We start from the raw sequence: 16,353 nt of genomic DNA, 5'->3' as shown, positions 1-16,353 counted from the left end.
TCGGCGCGTTTTGCGCTCTTCGTTTACCCGAATGGTGCAATTGCCGGATGACAGTTACATTGCAACGGCCTTCAGGGCATTTGAGATCGCTAAAGTTAAGAGTCCGCGCTGCGGACTCTTTTTTTGATCTTTCGCGATCGCGCCAGTCGAGCCGGTTTGACCGGGCTGCCCGGAAAAGAGTTCCACCGGTCACGCTGCGGCGGGAGGGCTATCGCGATGTATGGCTGATGCCCACATCCAGCGTTCCATAGGTCGTGATTCCCGACTCCCGTCCATCGGCTCCGCCGCCCGCACAGGCTGCCAGCGCCGCCACCATTCCCAGCAGCGCCAAGACTCCCGCCAGACGTCCAGGCATTGTTCTCATGCTCCATCCTCGCAATATTCCTGAAAATGGTTTGGCCATGACCAATGCGCGAGGTTCCAGCGAACCTTGCTGTCAAACCAAGCAAACTGCGGGGAAGGAAGCAAGAGCCCTGCAGGGGTAGGGGCTTTGCACGCCATATGCTGTGCCGCTTGGTGACTTGCCGCTATGGTCTGTCGCGCCTGCGCGCTGTGGCCCCGTCTGGCTAGCTGGCCTGCGTGCTACGATTCTTCGCATCGCCACAGGCGAAGGGACGGCAGTAAGCGTGGAAAAAGCGAACGCAAACAACGAAGAGTCATTCGGCGAGGTGTTTGAGGACTTCAGGCTGGTCTGGGTCGCCGAGCAACTGCAGGACGGCAAATGGACAGCGCGCTACTGCTGGCACCACGGTATCTCGGAAGGCGCGGGCAGGGCGCTGCAGGAAGCCGTCCTCAATGGCAAGTCACGCCGGCTGCTGGGCCACTTCGACACCGAGGCAGAGACCATCGAAGCCATCAAGCAGGCGGTGTTGCTGGAGGCCAAGTGGCACCGGCCCAAGGCGTGATGCAGATTCTGAAAAAAATTTGTGCGGGATACTAGCCATCTCGAAAAAGTGTTTGTATAATCTTGGTTTTCGTCGATCAGCGCTTCGCTGATGACCTCTACGGTGGCTGTAGCTCAGTTGGTAGAGTCCAGGATTGTGATTCCTGTCGTCGTGGGTTCGAGTCCCATCAGCCACCCCAGATTGCTTTGCAAACAGCGCCTTTACGGGCGCTGTTTTGCTTTGTAGGCATGTGCGACGCGAGGCTGGTGCGGTCCAGGCTGTTTCGGCGCTGGCTGAACGCTGGTGCTCAGCATCGATGTTCGACATTAGGCGCTAGTGGAGCAGTGACTTTCCATGTCGACCCGCACGCGATCGATGTGGCTCCTGTACCATACGCGCCTTGAATTCCAAAGAGGTCGTATGTTCCTTCGAGCAGCGGTAATTGGCGCTGGCGTGGCAGTGGCCGCGATGATGGCCGGATGCGCCACCGGCACGTCGGAGAAAGATGTTCGCGCGCGCCCGCCGATGCGCTTGTTCACGCCGGCAAAAATGGCCGACGTTGCCAAATGCCTGCGCAACAATCTCGGCGATGACGCCACGGTCGTCAGCCTGCCGGCACAGAACCAGACGGAAATTCGGATCGGTCAGCTAAACGGAGCCGGCGAGTTTGCGTATGCCTATCTGATTTCGCTGACGGCGAAGCCGGATGGCACGGCGGTCGAGCTGCGCAAGACCAATACATGGTTTCCGCAGTTGACGCCGCAGGAACTGGAAACGGAAACCAAGGCGTGCGCGCGTAGCTGACGCGGGGCAGGCCGTTGGTCGGGAAACCGGACCGCTTCAGACGGCCAGCTTGTCCATGGTTTCCAGTTCGAGCATCCTGCAGATCGCGGCCATGCTGCCTACCATAGTCCGGCGCTGCGCGCCCTGATAGACGCGTACGCCCTTGCACTGGCGGAAGGGTACCGGCTTGACCGGGCGGCGGGTGGCGACGTGGTGGATTTGCGGCATGGTTGCACCTCTTTTTCAGGCAAAAGCGGGGTCAACACCCGGCAAGCCGGGCGGCGTCTGCAAAGCAATGGAAGCGGGTGGGTCCGCGCAGGCGCAAGGCCTGCCGTGCCCGGCTAGAAGCCGGAGGATCGGATCAGGCCGACCGCGATGCCTTCCAGCGAAAACTCTTCGCGCCCGGGTTCAACGATGATGTTGGCGAAGTCCGGGTTCTCGGCGATCAGCTCAATATGGCCGCCGCGCCGCTGCAGGCGCTTGACCGTGACATCGTCACCCAGTCGCGCCACCACGATCTTGCCGTTGGGCGCTTCGCTGGCGCGGCGCACTGCGAGCAGGTCGCCGTCGAGAATGCCGGCGTCGCGCATGCTCAGGCCGCGTACGCGCAACAGGTAGTCGGGGCGTTCATCGAAGACCGAGGCGTCGACCTGGTACTGGCGGTCGATATGCTCGGCGGCAAGGATGGGGCTGCCGGCGGCGACGCGGCCCACCAGCGGCAGCGTCAGCTGCAATACGCCGGGTATAGGCAGCGAGAACTGGTCCGGCATTTCTGAATCACTGCGCGAGACCTTCAGGCGAATGCCGCGCGAGGCGCCCGGCGTCAGCTCGATCACGCCTTTGCGGGCCAGCGCGCGCAGGTGTTCTTCCGCGGCATTTGGCGAGGAAAAGCCGAACTCGGCGGCAATCTCGGCGCGCGTTGGCGGGAAGCCGGTGCGGCGGATCGTATTGCGGATCAGATCGAAAATCTGCTGCTGCCGGGGTGTCAGGGTCGCCATGGGATCGCCGTTCCGTGCGGGCGCGCTGGGGGCAGGGCTGGGAGGGCTGCCCCGCAAGCTGGGGCTTTCCGCAAATCCTGCATCCGGCGCGCCGGGCACTGTATGTTTAAACAGTATGCTGTGATTTTATACAGTATCGGCGGCAGCGCAAGCAGAATTTTTTTGGTGGCGCGCGTGGACCGATCGGCCGCGGTGGCGCGGGCCCGCCGGGGGAGGTCCGCCATTACAATCGCGATTCCATCGCCCAGCGCATGCGTTTCCCTTCTTGTCTCCTGAGCCCCCAGCACCTATGACCCAATTGCCTCGCATCGTCGTATTGGCTACCGGCGGCACCATTGCCGGCGCTTCCGGCAACCCCGCCAGCAGCGCGCACTACCAGGCGGCAACCGTGCCCGTGTCGTCGTTGCTGGCGGCGGTGCCGGCGCTGAAGTCGGTGGCGCGGATCGAAGCCGAGCAGGTGGCGCAAGTCGACAGCAAGGACATGACCTTCGCGCTGTGGGCCGTGCTGGCGGCGCGTGTCGAGCACTGGTCGGCGCAGGCGGGTGTGGCGGGCATCGTGATTACGCACGGTACGGATACGCTGGAAGAGACGGCAATGGCGCTGCACCTGACCCAGGCGTGTCCAATCCCGGTGGTGATGACAGCGGCGATGCGGCCGTCCACCTCGCTGTCAGCCGACGGGCCGCTCAACCTGCTTGATGCGGTCCGGGTGGCAGCACATCCGGATGCGCGCGGCAAGGGCGTGCTGGTGGTGCTGAACCAGCAGATCCACGCGGCGCGCGATATTGCAAAGGCGCATACGTCGGCGGTGGATGCCTTTGTGTCCCAGTGCGGGCCGCTTGGCTTGGTGCAGGACGATTTCGTGCGGTTCGCTCGCACGCCCCGGCAGGCCTGGGCGATCGGGCCGATGCCGCGCGCATGGCCGGTGGTTGAGATCGTGGCGAGCTACGCTCAGCCGGGCCGTATCGCCGTCGACGCGCTGGTGCGGGCCGGCGTGGCGGGCCTGGTGGTGGCCGCAGCCGGCAATGGTTCGATCCATGAAGTGCTGGCGGAGGCCCTGGTGGATGCCGCCGCCGCTGGCGTGGCGGTGGTCCGCAGTTCGCGTACCGGTGCGGGTCACGTGGCGATCCCGCCGCACCCCAGCCCGTCAGATGGCGTTTTCGTCTCTGCGGCGGATCTGAATCCGTACAAGGCAAGGGTGCTGCTGGCGCTGGCGCTGGCGGCGGATCCTGCCCTGGCCGGCGATCCCGTGCGCCTGCAGGCGGCTTTTGCCAGGGCTTGATGCAGTGGTGCGCTTGCGCGCCAGTCCGTCGCCGAGCTATACTTTAAGGCTATTCAACCTTGCCACACCGGACTCGTGACGCCCGGGTGGCTAATCCAAAAGGAGCGTCAATGCGTCATTACGAAATCGTCTTCATCGTCCACCCGGACCAGAGCGAACAAGTGCCGGCCATGATCGAGCGCTACAAGCAGCTCGTGACCTCGCAGAACGGCAACGTTCATCGCGTGGAAGACTGGGGCCGTCGCCAGATGGCCTACATGATCCAGAAGCTGGCCAAGGCTCACTACGTTTGCCTGAACATCGAATGCGGCAAGGACACCCTGGCTGAACTGGAACACGCGTTCAAGTTCAACGACGCCGTCCTGCGCCACCTGATCGTGCAGACCAAGAAGGCCGAGACCGCTCCTTCGCCGATGATGAAGGAAGTGCAGCGCGAAGAAGCCCGCAAGGCCGCGCAAACGACCACCGAAGGCCAGCCCGCCTGAGTGCGGACTGCGGTGCGAGCCATGGCTGACAGCGTCGGCCACGGCAGCATCGATGGCAAACAGCGAGAGGCCCCGCGTTGAATCAGCTTCGGCTTGCCGCCACCCTGGCGGAACGCGATGCCCTGCGCTTTACCCCGGCCGGGGTGCCCGTCGTGAACTGCATCCTGCAGTACAGCGGCGAGGCCGTCGAGGCGGAAACGCCACGCCAGGTCGAGTTTGCCATCGCAGCGATGGGGATCGGGCCGGTCGGCCAGCGGCTTGAGCGGCTACCGCTCGGCACGCTGCTCGACTGCGAAGGATTCCTCGCTCGCAAGCACCGCAACAGCAAGGCTCTCGTCTTTCACATCACCGGATGTAAAGCATTCGTAAAGGATTGAATCATGGCATTCGTCAAACGTGACAACAAGAACAAGAAGCGCTTCCAGCAACAGAACCCGCTGTTCAAGCGCAAGCGCTTCTGCCGCTTCACCGTGGCTGGCGTGGAACAGATCGACTACAAGGATCTGGACACCCTGAAGGACTTCGTCGGCGACAACGGCAAGATCACGCCGGCCCGCCTGACCGGTACCAAGGCCCACTATCAGCGTCAGCTGGATACGGCAATCAAGCGTGCGCGTTTCCTCGCGCTGCTGCCGTACACCGACCTGCACAAGAACTGATAGGCCCTAGGTCCGTAACGGAGAAAACACGATGCAAGTCATTCTGCTGGAAAAAGTCATCAACCTGGGCAACCTGGGTGACATCGTCAAGGTGAAGGACGGTTACGCTCGTAACTTCCTGATCCCGTCGAAGAAGGCGCGCCGCGCCACGCAAACCGCGATCGCCGAATTCGAAGTCAAGCGCGCCGAGCTGGAAAAGTCCGCCGCCGAGAAGCTGGCTGCTGCGCAAGCTGAAGGCGAGAAGCTGAACGGCCTGACCGTCCAGATCAGCCAGAAGTCGGGTGTCGACGGCCGTCTGTTCGGCTCGGTCACCAACGCCGACATCGCCGTGGCACTGGAAGGCCAGGGCTTCAAGGTCGAGAAGGCTCAGGTTCGCCTGCCGAACGGCCCGCTGAAGATGGTGGGCGACCACCCGATCAGCGTCGCGCTGCACACCGACGTGGTGGTCGACGTGACCGTGTCGGTGCTGGGCGAGCAGGTCTGAAGACCCGCTGCAGCGGTGCCGGACCCGGCGCCGCGTGAAGCACTGCAAGCAGAAAAGGCAGGAGCCCTGGCTCCTGCCTTTTTTGTTTTCCGCTTGCGCTGGCTGGCAGATGTCCGGCTGTTGTCAGGCAAGTGTCTGGCAAATGTCCGGCGTAGTGCGTCCTCCTGCCAGCGTCCCGCCGTTATAATCCCTCCCCATGAACGCGCCCGTCGCCGACCCCCAACTCGACAACCTCAAGGTCCCGCCGCACTCCATCGAAGCCGAACAGTCGGTGCTCGGTGGCCTGCTGCTGGACAACGCCGCCTGGGACCGCATTGCGGACTTCCTTTCGGAGGCGGATTTCTACCGCTTCGACCACCGGATGATCTTCCAGAGCATCGCCCGGTTGATCTCGGCCACCAAACCGGCCGACGTGATCACGGTCTACGAAATGCTGCAGGTTGCGGGCAAGGCCGAGGAGGTGGGCGGGCTGGCGTACCTGAATTCGCTGGCGCAGAACACGCCCAGCGCGGCCAATATCCGTCGCTATGCGGAAATCGTGCGCGAGCGTGCGGTGCTGCGCAAGCTGGTTACCGTGGCCGACGACATCGCCTCGGCCGCCTTCGCGCCCAAGGGCCGCGAAGTGCGCGAGCTGCTGGACGAAGCCGAGTCCAAGGTCTTTGCGATCGCCGAGGAAGGCTCGCGTGGCCAGCAGGGCTTCCAGGAAATCCAGCCGCTGCTGACGCAGGTGGTTGAGCGTATCGACGAGTTGTACCACCGCGACAGCACCAGCGACGTGACCGGCGTGCCCACGGGCTTCGTGGACCTGGACCGGATGACCAGCGGCATGCAGGGCGGCGACCTGATCATCGTGGCGGGCCGCCCGTCGATGGGTAAGACCGCGTTCTCGCTGAACATTGGCGAGCATGTGGCGGTGGAGCAGGGCCTGCCGGTAGCGGTGTTCTCGATGGAAATGGCGGGCACGCAGCTGGCCATGCGTATGCTCGGCTCGGTCGGCCGGCTGGACCAGCACCGGCTGCGTACCGGCCGGCTGCTGGATGAAGACTGGCCGCGCCTGACGCATTCCATCCAGCGCATGAACGATGCGCAGTTGTTCATCGACGAAACCCCGGCGCTGAACCCGATGGAACTGCGGGCCCGCTCGCGCCGCCTGGCGCGGCAGTGCGGCCAGCTCGGCCTGATCATCATCGACTACCTGCAGCTGATGTCGGGCTCCGGCGGCGGTGAGAACCGCGCGACGGAAATTTCAGAAATTTCACGTTCGCTGAAGGGTCTGGCCAAGGAACTCAACTGCCCGGTGATCGCGCTGTCGCAGCTGAACCGAAGCCTGGAACAGCGCCCCAACAAGCGCCCGGTGATGTCCGATTTGCGCGAATCCGGCGCTATCGAACAGGATGCCGACGTAATCCTGTTCATCTACCGCGACGAAGTCTACAACTCGGATTCGCAGGACAAGGGCACCGCCGAAATCATTATCGGCAAGCAGCGTAACGGCCCGATCGGCACGGTGCGGCTGACCTTCCTGGGCCAGTTCACCAAGTTCGACAACTTCACCGGCGGCCCGGCCTTCTTCGACAACGACACCTGACGAAGTCAAGCCGCCTGCGAGATCGCGGCGTATACCGTCTCGTCTGTGCCAAATTGGCGGGCAATGTCCGCGTAACCCTGTAAAATATTGCGCTTTGATGACAGCCGCCTAACCGGTGGCTGTCATAACACGCGTTCGTTCAATCTGTAACACATCAGCAGCGCTACACGCGCCGCCTTAAGGAACATTCCATGTTCGGCCGATTCATGCCCACTGAGGGCAAGTTCTTCGAATATTTCAACCAGCATGCCGACTGCGCGGTGACCGCCGCCCACGAGCTCCAGGCCCTGGTCAACGACTTGCCCAACGCCGAGGCGCATGCCCGCCGCGTCCAGGCCACCGAGAAGAAGGCCGACCGGATCACGCACGACACCATCGACCTGCTGCACAAGACCTTCATCACGCCGCTGGACCGCGACGAGATCCACAAGCTCATCACGACCATGGACGACATCCTGGACCTGATGGAAGACGTGGCCGAAACCATCTCGCTGTACGACGTGACCAACCTGACCGACGAGGCGCTGCGCCTGGCCGCGATCTGCGTGCAGTGCTGCGACCAGGTCAAGATCGCGGTAGGCCTGCTCGAGGACATGGGCAACGCCAGCACCATCCTGAAGACCGCCCAGCAGATCGACCAGCTCGAGTCCGAGGCCGACCGCGTGATGCGCTCGGCCATGTCGAAGCTGTTCCGCGACGAGACCGATGTCAAGCGCCTGATCAAGCTGAAGGCCATCTACGAACAGCTCGAGACGATCACCGACAAGTGCGAGGACGTCGCCAACATCATCGAAGGCATCGTCCTGGAAAACGCCTGAGGCGGCAATCGGCATGCAGACCATTCAAATGAGCCTGTGGGTGATCGCCTTGCTGGTGGCGCTCGCGCTGCTGTTCGACTTCATGAACGGCTTCCACGACGCGGCCAACTCGATCGCCACGGTGGTGTCCACGGGCGTGCTCAAGCCGCACCATGCGGTCGCGATGGCGGCGATGTGCAACGTCGTCGCGATCTTCGTCTTTCACCTGAAGGTGGCGGCCACCGTAGGCACCGGCACCATCGATGTCGGGATCGTCGACCACTACGTCATCTTCGGCGCCCTGGTCGGGGCGATCGCCTGGAACGTCATTACCTGGTACTACGGCATCCCGTCGTCGTCGTCGCACGCACTGATCGGCGGGCTGGTGGGCGCGGCGGTGGCCAAGGCCGGCACCGGTGCGCTGGTCGGCAGCGGCCTGCTGAAGACCGTGGCCTTTATCCTGATCTCGCCGTTCCTGGGCTTCCTGCTGGGCTCGATCATGATGGTGATGGTGGGCTGGACCTTCTTCCGCACTCCGCCGTCGCGTGTAGACCGCTGGTTCCGCCGGCTGCAGCTGGTGTCGGCCTCGCTGTACAGCCTGGGCCATGGCGGCAATGACGCGCAGAAGACCATCGGCATCATCTGGATGCTGCTGATCGCCAGTGGCCACGTGATGGCTGGCGGCCAGCCGCCGACCTGGGTGATCGTGAGCTGCTACGTGGCCATCGGCATGGGCACGCTGTTCGGCGGCTGGCGCATCGTGCGCACCATGGGACAGAAGATCACCAAGCTCAAGCCGGTGGGCGGCTTCTGTGCCGAGACCGGCGGGGCGCTGACGCTGTTCTTTGCCTCGGCGCTGGGCGTGCCGGTGTCGACCACGCATACGATCACAGGGGCCATCGTCGGCGTCGGTTCTGCGCAGAAGATGTCCGCGGTGCGCTGGGGCGTGGCTGGCAATATCGTGTGGGCCTGGGTGTTGACGATTCCGGCATCGGCCTTCATGGCGGCGATCGCATGGTGGATCGGGCGCCATATCCTGTAACGCGGGATTGTGCGGTCATGCAAAAAGCCAGGCAGCTGCCTGGCTTTTTGTTTGCCCGCGTGCCGGGCGCTCAGCGGTTGGCGAAGGCGGCGATGGGGTCGTCGTCGTCAGGCAGTGGGGCCGGTTCTGGTACCAGCGGGGCCGGCGCAGGGACTGGTGTAGCTGGCGGGGGCAGGTTGATCGCGCCGGAAACCACCCGCCGTGCGCCGTTGTAGCGCGAGGCCCAGTAGGGCTTGCCCATGTCCTCCAGCCGCACGGTGCCGCCAGACGACGGCGCATGGACAAAGCGGTTCTGGCCGACGTAGATGCCGACGTGCGAGTTGGCGCGTCCGGTGGTGTTGAAGAACACCAGATCGCCTGAAGCGACTTCGCTGCGGTCGAGCGTGCTGCCGCGGGTCCCCATGGCTTCGGTGGTGCGCGGCAGGTTCACGCTGGCGGCACGGGATACCACATAGCGCACCAGTCCACTGCAGTCGAAGCCGGAATCCGGCGTGTTGCCGCCATAGCGGTAAGGCGTGCCGACCAGCGACATCGCCTGGATCGAGATTTCTTCCAGCCCGGCACTCGGATCGACCATGGGCTTGCCGGGCGTGCGTGGCAAGCTGCCATAGCGAGAGGGAGGGGAACTGGCGCACGCTGCCAGCAGCAGCGCGGTGGCGCAGAGCAGCGGCAGGCCGGCCCGGGCAAGCAGGCGTGGCGGTGCGGGAGGATGGGAAGAACTATGGGTACGGCGCAATGGCATCCTTGGATTCCGGTCGCCGGCCTGCCGGCGCACCGGAAACCTTGCCACTACCAGCGTAGCTGGGCGTTGCGCGTACCGGTGCTGACCTTGATCGACTTGGCCTGGCCCTTGTAACTGGCTTCGATATTGTAGCTGCCTTCTGGCGCACGTATCAGGCAGCGGGGGCCGGCGGCGCGGAAGGTTGCGACCTCCTGTTCGTCGCGTACCAGCTTGACGGCAACATCGGACAGGAACTCGCCCGCGGTGCCCTGGGTGAACAGGATGCCGATATTGAAATCCTTCTCGCGCGCGGCAAGCGCCTGGCGCTCGTCTTCGGCGACACCGCCGCAGACATAGCTCACCGGGCCCATGGTGCGGATCACCAGGTCGTCAGCCGCGGCGCGCGCAGGGCGCGGGCTGCCGGCCAGTGCCATGGCTGCGGCAATCAGCGCGGCCAGGCGGAGATGCTGTTGGTTCATCGACGCCTCCAGTGGGGTGCGGGACAACAAGCGCATGTGCGGACATCATAGCCGCAATGCGCTTGCCATTCACGACAACGGGCCGGCGCACCCGCCCGCAAGGGGTAGGCGCGCCGGCCCGCTGCCCGCGTCAGAGTACGTCGCCGGCGTGGTCCGCCAGGCGCGAGCGCTCGCCGCGCGCCAGCGTGATATGCCCGCTGTGGCTCCAGCCCTTGAAGCGGTCCACCACGTAGGTCAGGCCAGACGAGCCCTCGGTCAGGTACGGCGTGTCGATCTGCGCGATATTGCCCAGGCAGATGATCTTGGTGCCGGGGCCCGCTCGCGTCACCAGCGTCTTCATCTGCTTGGGCGTCAGGTTCTGCGCCTCGTCGATGATGACGAACTTGTTGACGAAGGTGCGGCCGCGCATGAAGTTCATGCTCTTGACCTTGATGCGCGAGCGGATCAGCTCCTGCGTGGCCGCGCGGCCCCAGTCGCCGGCGCTGTCGTCGCTCTTCTGCAGCACTTCCAGGTTGTCGTCGAAGGCGCCCATCCACGGCTGCATCTTCTCTTCCTCGGTGCCGGGCAGGAAGCCGATGTCCTCGCCGACCGGCACGGTGGCGCGAGTGACGATGATCTCGTTGTAGAGCTTCTGGTCGAGCACCTGCTCCAGCCCCGCTGCCAGCGCCAGCAGCGTCTTGCCGGTACCGGCCTGGCCCAGCAGCGTGACGAAGTCGATGTCCGGATTCATCAGCAGGTTGAGCGCGAAGTTCTGCTCGCGGTTGCGCGCGGTCACGCTCCACACGTTGTTCTTGTGGTGCGTGTAGTCCTTGAGCGTCTGCAGCAGCGCGGTCTTGCCATTGATTTCCTTGACCTGCGCGTACAGCGGCAGGCTGCCGTCGACCGGTTCCAGGTAGACGAACTGGTTGACCAGGAAGGACGGCACCAGCGGCCCGGTCAGGCGATAGAACATTGCGCCGGACTTGGGATCCTGCCAGCTTTCCACGCCCTTGCCGTGCTTGGCCCAGAAGTCGCCGGGCAACTGCATGACGCCGGCGTAGAGCAGGTCCTTGTCTTCCAGGACCTGGTCGTTGTAGTAGTCCTCAGCCGGCAGCCCCAGTGCGCGCGCCTTGATGCGCATGTTGATGTCTTTGGACACCAGCACGACCTGGCGCTCGGGGTACTGCTGCTGCAGCGCGCTGACCACGCCCAGGATCTGGTTGTCGGCCTTGCCTTGCGGCAGGCCCTCGGGCAGCTTGATGTCGTTCAGTCGCGTCTGGAAGAACAGCTTGCCCTGCGCGTCGCGGTTGCCGAGTTTTTCCAGCGGCAAGCCTTCGTCGAGTACGCCGTCGGTGCCGCCCACCAGCGAATCGAGCGTGCGGCTGACCATGCGCGCGTTGCGCGCGACTTCGCTCATGCCCTTCTTGTGGTTGTCCAGTTCTTCGAGCGTCATCATCGGCAGATAGATGTCGTGTTCCTCGAAGCGGAAGAGCGAGCTCGGGTCGTGCATCAGCACGTTGGTGTCGAGCACGAACAGCTTGCTCGGGCCTTCGGCCTTGCGCGCGCGGCGCGAGGTGCCGGCCACGGGCTTGACCAGGCTGACCGGCGGGGCGTTGACCGTCGGTGCCGGCCCTGCCGGGGTTTCGGTGCTGCGGGCGCGGGTGCCACCGGCGGCGCGTGCCTTCACGGCAGGCTGCTTGGCCTCGCCGGTTTCCAGCAATGCCACGCGCTCGAGTGCCGGCACAGGTTTCTTGGCCTGTGTAGCGGACTTGGCCTTGGGCACCGCGGAGACCGGAGCGAATTCACTCGGATCCAGCAATTGGGCAGGCTTGGCGGGCATGGTAGGCAGCGGCATGCTTGGCTTTCCTTTCAGGGGGACGAGAGAGGGGCGAAAGCGTCCGTGCCGCGACGCGCGGCGGCGTCGTGGCCAGGGGCCGGGGCATGCATGCGCGAGGCACCCGGCGCGGACAGGCATGAGTGCAAACAAAAAAGCCGCCATGCCTGCATAACAGGGTTGGCGGCTTCTTTGCGGACCGGCGACACGGCAGGTCCGCGACCGGCCTGTGGCGCGAACCGCCTGGGCCGGGAAGTCGAATCAGCGTGGCATCCGGAATCTGAACTCATTACGGGCCAATGTATCCGAAGGTCCCGGGTTTGGCAATTGGGTTTGCCAACCCTTTGCGGCGCCGGCTGTACGCGGAGTGCACGCACGCAATAGCTCAGATGGCGCGCACCAGTTCCAGGATTTCGTCGACATGGTTCGGCACCTTGATGCCGCGCAGCTCGTGCCGCAGGATGCCCTTGCCGTCGATGACAAAGGTGCTGCGCTCGATGCCCCGATGCTCCTTGCCATAAAGCTTTTTCATCTTGATGACATCGAACAGTGAACACACCGCTTCGTCGGCGTCGGAGATCAGTTCGAACGGAAGCTCGAGCTTGGCCTTGAAGTTTTCGTGCGAGCGGATGCTGTCGCGAGAGAGGCCGAACACCTGCACGCCGGCCTTGATGAAGTCATCGTACTGGTCGCGGAAGTTCATGGCCTCCGTGGTGCAACCCGGCGTGTTGTCCTTCGGGTAGAAGTACAGCACCACCGTCTTGCCGCGGAAGTCGGCAAGGCGGAAGGTGGCGTCGCCTGTCATCGGCGCGCTGAAGTCGGGTACGGCCTTGTTGAGACTGATCGTCATTCTTGTGGCTCCTGGGCAAGGGGCAGGGAGATTCGGGAAGGGGGTGCTGCCACCGTAGCGGGAGCAGATTGGGGCGGGCACCCGGACTTCAAGCGTGGCGTGGGCTCAACTTTGCGTGGGCGCCACGGGGGCCCGCTTCGGCGTCAGGCAGCGTCGGCAGCCGGTTCGAGCAGCAGCACCGCGGCCACCTTGCGGCCCTCGGCCATCAGGATGTTGTAGGTGCGGCAGGCGGCCTGTATGTCCATGGCATCGACGCCCACATGGCGGCGCGATAGCGACGCAGTCAGGCGCGGATGCGGGAAGCGCAGCCGGGAGCCTGTCCCGAGCAGCACCACTTCGGGCCCGAGTTCGGCCAGTTGCTCGAAATGAGCGGGCTCCAGGTCTTCGAAGCGGCTCACCGGCCAGGGCCGGATCTCGCCTTCGGGCATGACCAGGATCGAGGTGGTGTGGCGGACGAGGTTGATCTCGATGTAGTCAGGCCCATAGGCCGTGACGGTATTCAGCGACGGGGTCTGGTCGGCGTGGAGTTTCACTTGGAGGCCTCTGCGGCGGCCGCCGCGGATTGTCTGGCCGGCCCGTGGGGCGGATGGCCGGCAGCGCGGGCGGTCGTGGTGTGACGGGCAGGACAGGCGCAGGGTCGGGCCATGGCCCGCGGTCGATTGCCGTACGCGCCGCTGGCGTACGCTGCAATGCAAGAATCCCTGCCGAAGTCTGTCATAATCCGATAAATTATAGCTTTTGCCTCCCTGTTTGCCACGCCCGTGCCACACCCGCGTTGCATTGCAGCGGACGGCGCCTCCGCGTTCGTTCAGATTTAGCCAGATGCTCTGCCCGGTGCCGCCGACGCGGCACACTATCCCTGCCCGACAGCCTGCCCCGACATCGCCGTGAAACCCATCCAGAAATCCAACAAACTCAATAACGTTTGCTACGACATCCGCGGTCCGGTGCTGGAAAAGGCCAAGCAGATGGAGGAAGAAGGGCACAAGATCATCAAGCTGAATATCGGCAACCTGGCCGTTTTCGGTTTTGACGCGCCGGAAGAGATTCAGCAGGACATGATGCGAAACCTGCCGAATTCGGCAGGTTATTCTGATTCCAAGGGTATTTTCGCCGCGCGTAAGGCGATCATGCACTATACCCAGCAAAAAAATATCGAAGGCGTTGGCCTGGACGATATTTATGTTGGCAACGGCGCCTCCGAACTGATCGTGATGGCGGTCAACGCTCTGCTCAACACCGGCGATGAGGTGCTGGTGCCGGCGCCTGACTACCCGCTGTGGACCGCCGCGGTCAGCCTGTCGGGCGGCACGCCGGTGCACTATATCTGCGACGAGGCCAACGACTGGATGCCGGATCCAGCCGATATCCGTGCCCGCATCACGCCGCATACCAAGGCCATCGTCATCATCAACCCGAACAACCCCACCGGGGCACTGTATTCGGACGAACTGCTGCTCGAAATCGTTTCCATCGCGCGCGAGCACGGCCTGATCATTTTCGCCGACGAGATCTACGACAAGGTCCTGTACGACGGCGTCACCCACACCTCGATCGCGTCGCTGTCGACCGACGTGCTGACGGTGACCTTCAACGGCCTGTCCAAGAACTACCGCTCGTGCGGCTACCGCGCCGGCTGGATGGTGGTGTCGGGCGACAAGCGCCCGGCCATCGACTACATCGAAGGCCTGAACATGCTGTCGTCGATGCGCCTGTGCGCCAACGTGCCGGGCCAGTGGGCGATCCAGACCGCGCTGGGCGGCTACCAGAGCATCAACGACCTGGTCGCGGAAGGCGGGCGCCTGCGCCGCCAGCGCGACCTGGCCTATGAACTGATCACCGCGATTCCGGGCGTGACCTGCGTCAAGCCCAAGGCGGCGCTGTACCTGTTCCCGAAGCTGGACCTGTCGATGTATCCGGTGCAGGACGACCAGGAGTTCATTTACGAACTGCTGCAGGAGTCCAAGGTGCTGCTGGTGCAAGGCTCCGGCTTCAACTGGGCCAAGCCCGACCATTTCCGCATCGTGTTCCTGCCGCATGAGGAAGACCTGCGCGAGGCCATCAACCGCATCGCGCGTTTCCTCGAGGCGTACCGGAAACGCCACGGCAAGGCAGCGGCCTGATTTCGCGGGCCGCGCCGCAACCCATCCTTAGCAACTCAGAAGATTGTCCATGAACCCCATCAAAGTTGGCCTGCTCGGCATCGGTACCGTCGGTAGCGGCACGTTCAACGTGCTCAAGCGCAATCAGGAAGAAATTCGTCGCCGCGCCGGCCGCGGCATCGAGATTGCCGTGGTGGCCGATCTCAACACCGAACGCGCGCGCGAACTGACCAACGGGGAAGTGGAGATCGTCAGCGATGCGCACCAGGTGGTGACGCGCCCCGACATCGACATCGTCATCGAGCTGATCGGCGGCTACGGCGTGGCCCGCGAACTGGTGCTCAAGGCGATCGAGAACGGCAAGCACGTGGTCACCGCCAACAAGGCGCTGCTGGCCGTGCATGGCAACGAGATCTTCGAAGCCGCGCGCAAGAAGGGCGTGATCGTGGCCTTCGAAGCCGCGGTCGCCGGCGGCATCCCCATCATCAAGGCGCTGCGCGAAGGCCTGACCGCCAACCGCATCCAGTGGATCGCCGGCATCATCAACGGCACCACCAACTTCATCCTGTCGGAGATGCGTGACAAGGGCCTGGATTTCGACGTGGTCCTGAAGGAAGCGCAGCAACTGGGCTACGCCGAGGCCGATCCCACGTTTGACATCGAGGGCGTCGATGCCGCGCACAAGGTCACGCTGATGAGCGCGATCGCGTTCGGCATGCCGGTGCAGTTCGACCGCGCGCACGTGGAAGGCATCACCAGGCTGTCCGCCACCGACATCAAGTACGCCGAGGAACTGGGCTACCGCATCAAGCTGCTCGGCATCACCCGCCGCCGCGACGACGGCGTGGAGCTGCGCGTGCATCCGACCCTGGTACCCTCCGCCCGCCTGATCGCCAACGTTGAAGGCGCAATGAACGCCGTGCTGGTGCAGGGCGACGCCGTGGGCGCGACGCTGTACTACGGCAAGGGCGCCGGCGCCGAGCCGACCGCTTCGGCCGTGATCGCCGACCTGGTCGACGTGACCCGCCTGCACACCGCCGACCCGAACCACCGCGTGCCGCACCTGGCGTTCCAGCCGGACGAGCTGTCGAGCGTGCCGGTGCTGCCGATCGAAGAGATCAACAGTTCGTACTACCTGCGCATGCGCGTGGCCGACGAGACCGGTGTGCTGGCCGAGATCACCCGCATCCTGGCCGAGGGCGGCATCTCGATCGACGCCATGCTGCAAAAGGAATCGCGCGAAGGCGAGCCGCAGACCGACATCATCATCCTGACGCACATCACGCGCGAGAAGCACGTCAACGCCGCCATCGCCAAGATCGAGGCGCTGCCGACCGTACTGTCCGCCGTGACGCGCCTGCGCATGGAAGAACTGAATTAAGCGCA

19 protein-coding genes and 1 tRNA gene are annotated in these 16,353 nt (G+C 64.1%); 13 read left to right on the top strand and 7 right to left on the bottom strand.

All coding sequences use genetic code 11. From position 1 onward, the window contains the following. Nucleotides 1-626 precede the first annotated feature (626 nt). The 3 genes from CTP10_RS09925 to CTP10_RS09915 all read left to right on the top strand — a co-directional run bounded on the left by CTP10_RS09925 (nt 627) and on the right by CTP10_RS09915 (nt 1,688). Nucleotides 627-905: a hypothetical protein gene (locus CTP10_RS09925; RefSeq protein ID WP_116320456.1), complete on the top strand. Its 279-nt coding sequence runs from the start codon at nt 627-629 to the stop codon at nt 903-905. A 102-nt stretch (nt 906-1,007) separates the two neighbouring features. Continuing rightward, nucleotides 1,008-1,083 (top strand) — tRNA-His (locus tag CTP10_RS09920). A gap of 155 nt (nt 1,084-1,238) precedes the next feature. Continuing rightward, nucleotides 1,239-1,688, top strand: coding sequence for a hypothetical protein (locus CTP10_RS09915; RefSeq protein ID WP_233528172.1), 450 nt, complete (start codon nt 1,239-1,241; stop codon nt 1,686-1,688). Between the two features lie 36 nt (nt 1,689-1,724). On the opposite strand, the gene CTP10_RS09910 is transcribed toward CTP10_RS09915, so the two are convergent. Then, entirely contained in the window at nt 1,725-1,895 is a 171-nt protein-coding gene (locus CTP10_RS09910; protein WP_199414611.1) for a hypothetical protein, read from the bottom strand. Between the two features lie 113 nt (nt 1,896-2,008). Next, nucleotides 2,009-2,665, bottom strand: a complete 657-nt coding sequence (gene lexA, locus CTP10_RS09905; protein ID WP_029048697.1) for a transcriptional repressor LexA — start codon at nt 2,663-2,665, stop codon at nt 2,009-2,011. 289 nt (nt 2,666-2,954) lie between these two features. On the opposite strand from lexA, the gene CTP10_RS09900 reads away from it, so the two are divergent. The 8 genes from CTP10_RS09900 to CTP10_RS09865 all read left to right on the top strand — a co-directional run bounded on the left by CTP10_RS09900 (nt 2,955) and on the right by CTP10_RS09865 (nt 9,002). Next, nucleotides 2,955-3,947 carry an asparaginase gene (locus CTP10_RS09900; protein WP_116320458.1) on the top strand — a complete coding sequence of 331 codons (993 nt, stop codon included), beginning with the start codon at nt 2,955-2,957 and terminating at the stop codon, nt 3,945-3,947. A 110-nt stretch (nt 3,948-4,057) separates the two neighbouring features. After that, nucleotides 4,058-4,432, top strand: a complete 375-nt coding sequence (rpsF, locus tag CTP10_RS09895; RefSeq protein WP_042886264.1) for a 30S ribosomal protein S6 — start codon at nt 4,058-4,060, stop codon at nt 4,430-4,432. Between the two features lie 77 nt (nt 4,433-4,509). Further along, nucleotides 4,510-4,809 carry a primosomal replication protein N gene (gene priB, locus CTP10_RS09890; RefSeq protein WP_116320459.1) on the top strand — a complete coding sequence of 100 codons (300 nt, stop codon included), beginning with the start codon at nt 4,510-4,512 and terminating at the stop codon, nt 4,807-4,809. A gap of 3 nt (nt 4,810-4,812) precedes the next feature. Further along, nucleotides 4,813-5,091 carry a 30S ribosomal protein S18 gene (gene rpsR, locus CTP10_RS09885; RefSeq protein ID WP_116320460.1) on the top strand — a complete coding sequence of 93 codons (279 nt, stop codon included), beginning with the start codon at nt 4,813-4,815 and terminating at the stop codon, nt 5,089-5,091. A gap of 31 nt (nt 5,092-5,122) precedes the next feature. Further along, nucleotides 5,123-5,575, top strand: a complete 453-nt coding sequence (gene rplI, locus CTP10_RS09880; protein ID WP_116320461.1) for a 50S ribosomal protein L9 — start codon at nt 5,123-5,125, stop codon at nt 5,573-5,575. A 196-nt stretch (nt 5,576-5,771) separates the two neighbouring features. Beyond that, nucleotides 5,772-7,163: a replicative DNA helicase gene (locus CTP10_RS09875; RefSeq protein ID WP_116320462.1), complete on the top strand. Its 1,392-nt coding sequence runs from the start codon at nt 5,772-5,774 to the stop codon at nt 7,161-7,163. 191 nt (nt 7,164-7,354) lie between these two features. Continuing rightward, the gene (locus CTP10_RS09870) at nt 7,355-7,981 is read left to right on the top strand and encodes a DUF47 domain-containing protein (RefSeq protein WP_010809517.1); all 627 of its coding nucleotides are present in this window, start codon (nt 7,355-7,357) and stop codon (nt 7,979-7,981) included. Between the two features lie 13 nt (nt 7,982-7,994). Then, a complete protein-coding gene (locus CTP10_RS09865) occupies nt 7,995-9,002 on the top strand; it encodes an inorganic phosphate transporter (protein ID WP_029048704.1) in 1,008 nt (335 codons plus the stop codon). Nucleotides 9,003-9,072: 70 nt separating this feature from the next. On the opposite strand, the gene CTP10_RS09860 is transcribed toward CTP10_RS09865, so the two are convergent. The 5 genes from CTP10_RS09860 to CTP10_RS09840 form a co-directional block, all read right to left on the bottom strand. Beyond that, nucleotides 9,073-9,744: a C40 family peptidase gene (locus tag CTP10_RS09860; protein WP_116320463.1), complete on the bottom strand. Its 672-nt coding sequence runs from the start codon at nt 9,742-9,744 to the stop codon at nt 9,073-9,075. A 47-nt stretch (nt 9,745-9,791) separates the two neighbouring features. Then, nucleotides 9,792-10,202 carry a hypothetical protein gene (locus CTP10_RS09855; protein WP_116320464.1) on the bottom strand — a complete coding sequence of 137 codons (411 nt, stop codon included), beginning with the start codon at nt 10,200-10,202 and terminating at the stop codon, nt 9,792-9,794. A 130-nt stretch (nt 10,203-10,332) separates the two neighbouring features. Then, nucleotides 10,333-12,036, bottom strand: a complete 1,704-nt coding sequence (locus tag CTP10_RS09850) for a PhoH family protein (protein ID WP_116320465.1) — start codon at nt 12,034-12,036, stop codon at nt 10,333-10,335. Between the two features lie 364 nt (nt 12,037-12,400). Continuing rightward, nucleotides 12,401-12,865 carry a peroxiredoxin gene (locus tag CTP10_RS09845; RefSeq protein ID WP_116320466.1) on the bottom strand — a complete coding sequence of 155 codons (465 nt, stop codon included), beginning with the start codon at nt 12,863-12,865 and terminating at the stop codon, nt 12,401-12,403. Nucleotides 12,866-13,008: 143 nt separating this feature from the next. Continuing rightward, complete coding sequence (locus CTP10_RS09840; RefSeq protein ID WP_116320467.1) at nt 13,009-13,398, bottom strand: Mth938-like domain-containing protein; 390 nt, start codon at nt 13,396-13,398, stop codon at nt 13,009-13,011. Between the two features lie 354 nt (nt 13,399-13,752). Between CTP10_RS09840 and CTP10_RS09835 the strand changes: the two genes are divergently transcribed. Together CTP10_RS09835 and CTP10_RS09830 are read left to right on the top strand one after the other, a co-directional pair. After that, nucleotides 13,753-14,988 carry a pyridoxal phosphate-dependent aminotransferase gene (locus tag CTP10_RS09835; protein ID WP_116320468.1) on the top strand — a complete coding sequence of 412 codons (1,236 nt, stop codon included), beginning with the start codon at nt 13,753-13,755 and terminating at the stop codon, nt 14,986-14,988. 49 nt (nt 14,989-15,037) lie between these two features. Continuing rightward, nucleotides 15,038-16,348: a homoserine dehydrogenase gene (locus tag CTP10_RS09830; RefSeq protein ID WP_116320469.1), complete on the top strand. Its 1,311-nt coding sequence runs from the start codon at nt 15,038-15,040 to the stop codon at nt 16,346-16,348. The last annotated feature ends 5 nt before the right edge of the window (nt 16,349-16,353 follow it).

The organism is Cupriavidus sp. P-10 (genome assembly GCF_003402535.2).
In the GTDB taxonomy this organism is placed as follows: domain Bacteria; phylum Pseudomonadota; class Gammaproteobacteria; order Burkholderiales; family Burkholderiaceae; genus Cupriavidus.
The sequence above is the reverse complement of the archived record's forward strand: the minus strand, read 5'-3'. Positions and strand labels throughout refer to the sequence as shown.

Bases quoted from the DNA above. Each gene is read 5' to 3' on its own strand.
- CTP10_RS09900 (WP_116320458.1), top strand. From the start codon at position 2,955: ATGACCCAATTGCCTCGCATCGTCGTATTGGCTACCGGCGGCACCATT.
- lexA (WP_029048697.1), bottom strand. From the start codon at position 2,665: ATGGCGACCCTGACACCCCGGCAGCAGCAGATTTTCGATCTGATCCGC.
- CTP10_RS09910 (WP_199414611.1), bottom strand. From the start codon at position 1,895: ATGCCGCAAATCCACCACGTCGCCACCCGCCGCCCGGTCAAGCCGGTA.
- rpsF (WP_042886264.1), top strand. From the start codon at position 4,058: ATGCGTCATTACGAAATCGTCTTCATCGTCCACCCGGACCAGAGCGAA.
- CTP10_RS09845 (WP_116320466.1), bottom strand. From the start codon at position 12,865: ATGACGATCAGTCTCAACAAGGCCGTACCCGACTTCAGCGCGCCGATG.
- rplI (WP_116320461.1), top strand. From the start codon at position 5,123: ATGCAAGTCATTCTGCTGGAAAAAGTCATCAACCTGGGCAACCTGGGT.
- CTP10_RS09860 (WP_116320463.1), bottom strand. From the start codon at position 9,744: ATGCCATTGCGCCGTACCCATAGTTCTTCCCATCCTCCCGCACCGCCA.
- CTP10_RS09865 (WP_029048704.1), top strand. From the start codon at position 7,995: ATGCAGACCATTCAAATGAGCCTGTGGGTGATCGCCTTGCTGGTGGCG.
- CTP10_RS09850 (WP_116320465.1), bottom strand. From the start codon at position 12,036: ATGCCGCTGCCTACCATGCCCGCCAAGCCTGCCCAATTGCTGGATCCG.
- CTP10_RS09915 (WP_233528172.1), top strand. From the start codon at position 1,239: ATGTCGACCCGCACGCGATCGATGTGGCTCCTGTACCATACGCGCCTT.
- CTP10_RS09870 (WP_010809517.1), top strand. From the start codon at position 7,355: ATGTTCGGCCGATTCATGCCCACTGAGGGCAAGTTCTTCGAATATTTC.
- CTP10_RS09875 (WP_116320462.1), top strand. From the start codon at position 5,772: ATGAACGCGCCCGTCGCCGACCCCCAACTCGACAACCTCAAGGTCCCG.
- rpsR (WP_116320460.1), top strand. From the start codon at position 4,813: ATGGCATTCGTCAAACGTGACAACAAGAACAAGAAGCGCTTCCAGCAA.
- CTP10_RS09830 (WP_116320469.1), top strand. From the start codon at position 15,038: ATGAACCCCATCAAAGTTGGCCTGCTCGGCATCGGTACCGTCGGTAGC.
- CTP10_RS09855 (WP_116320464.1), bottom strand. From the start codon at position 10,202: ATGAACCAACAGCATCTCCGCCTGGCCGCGCTGATTGCCGCAGCCATG.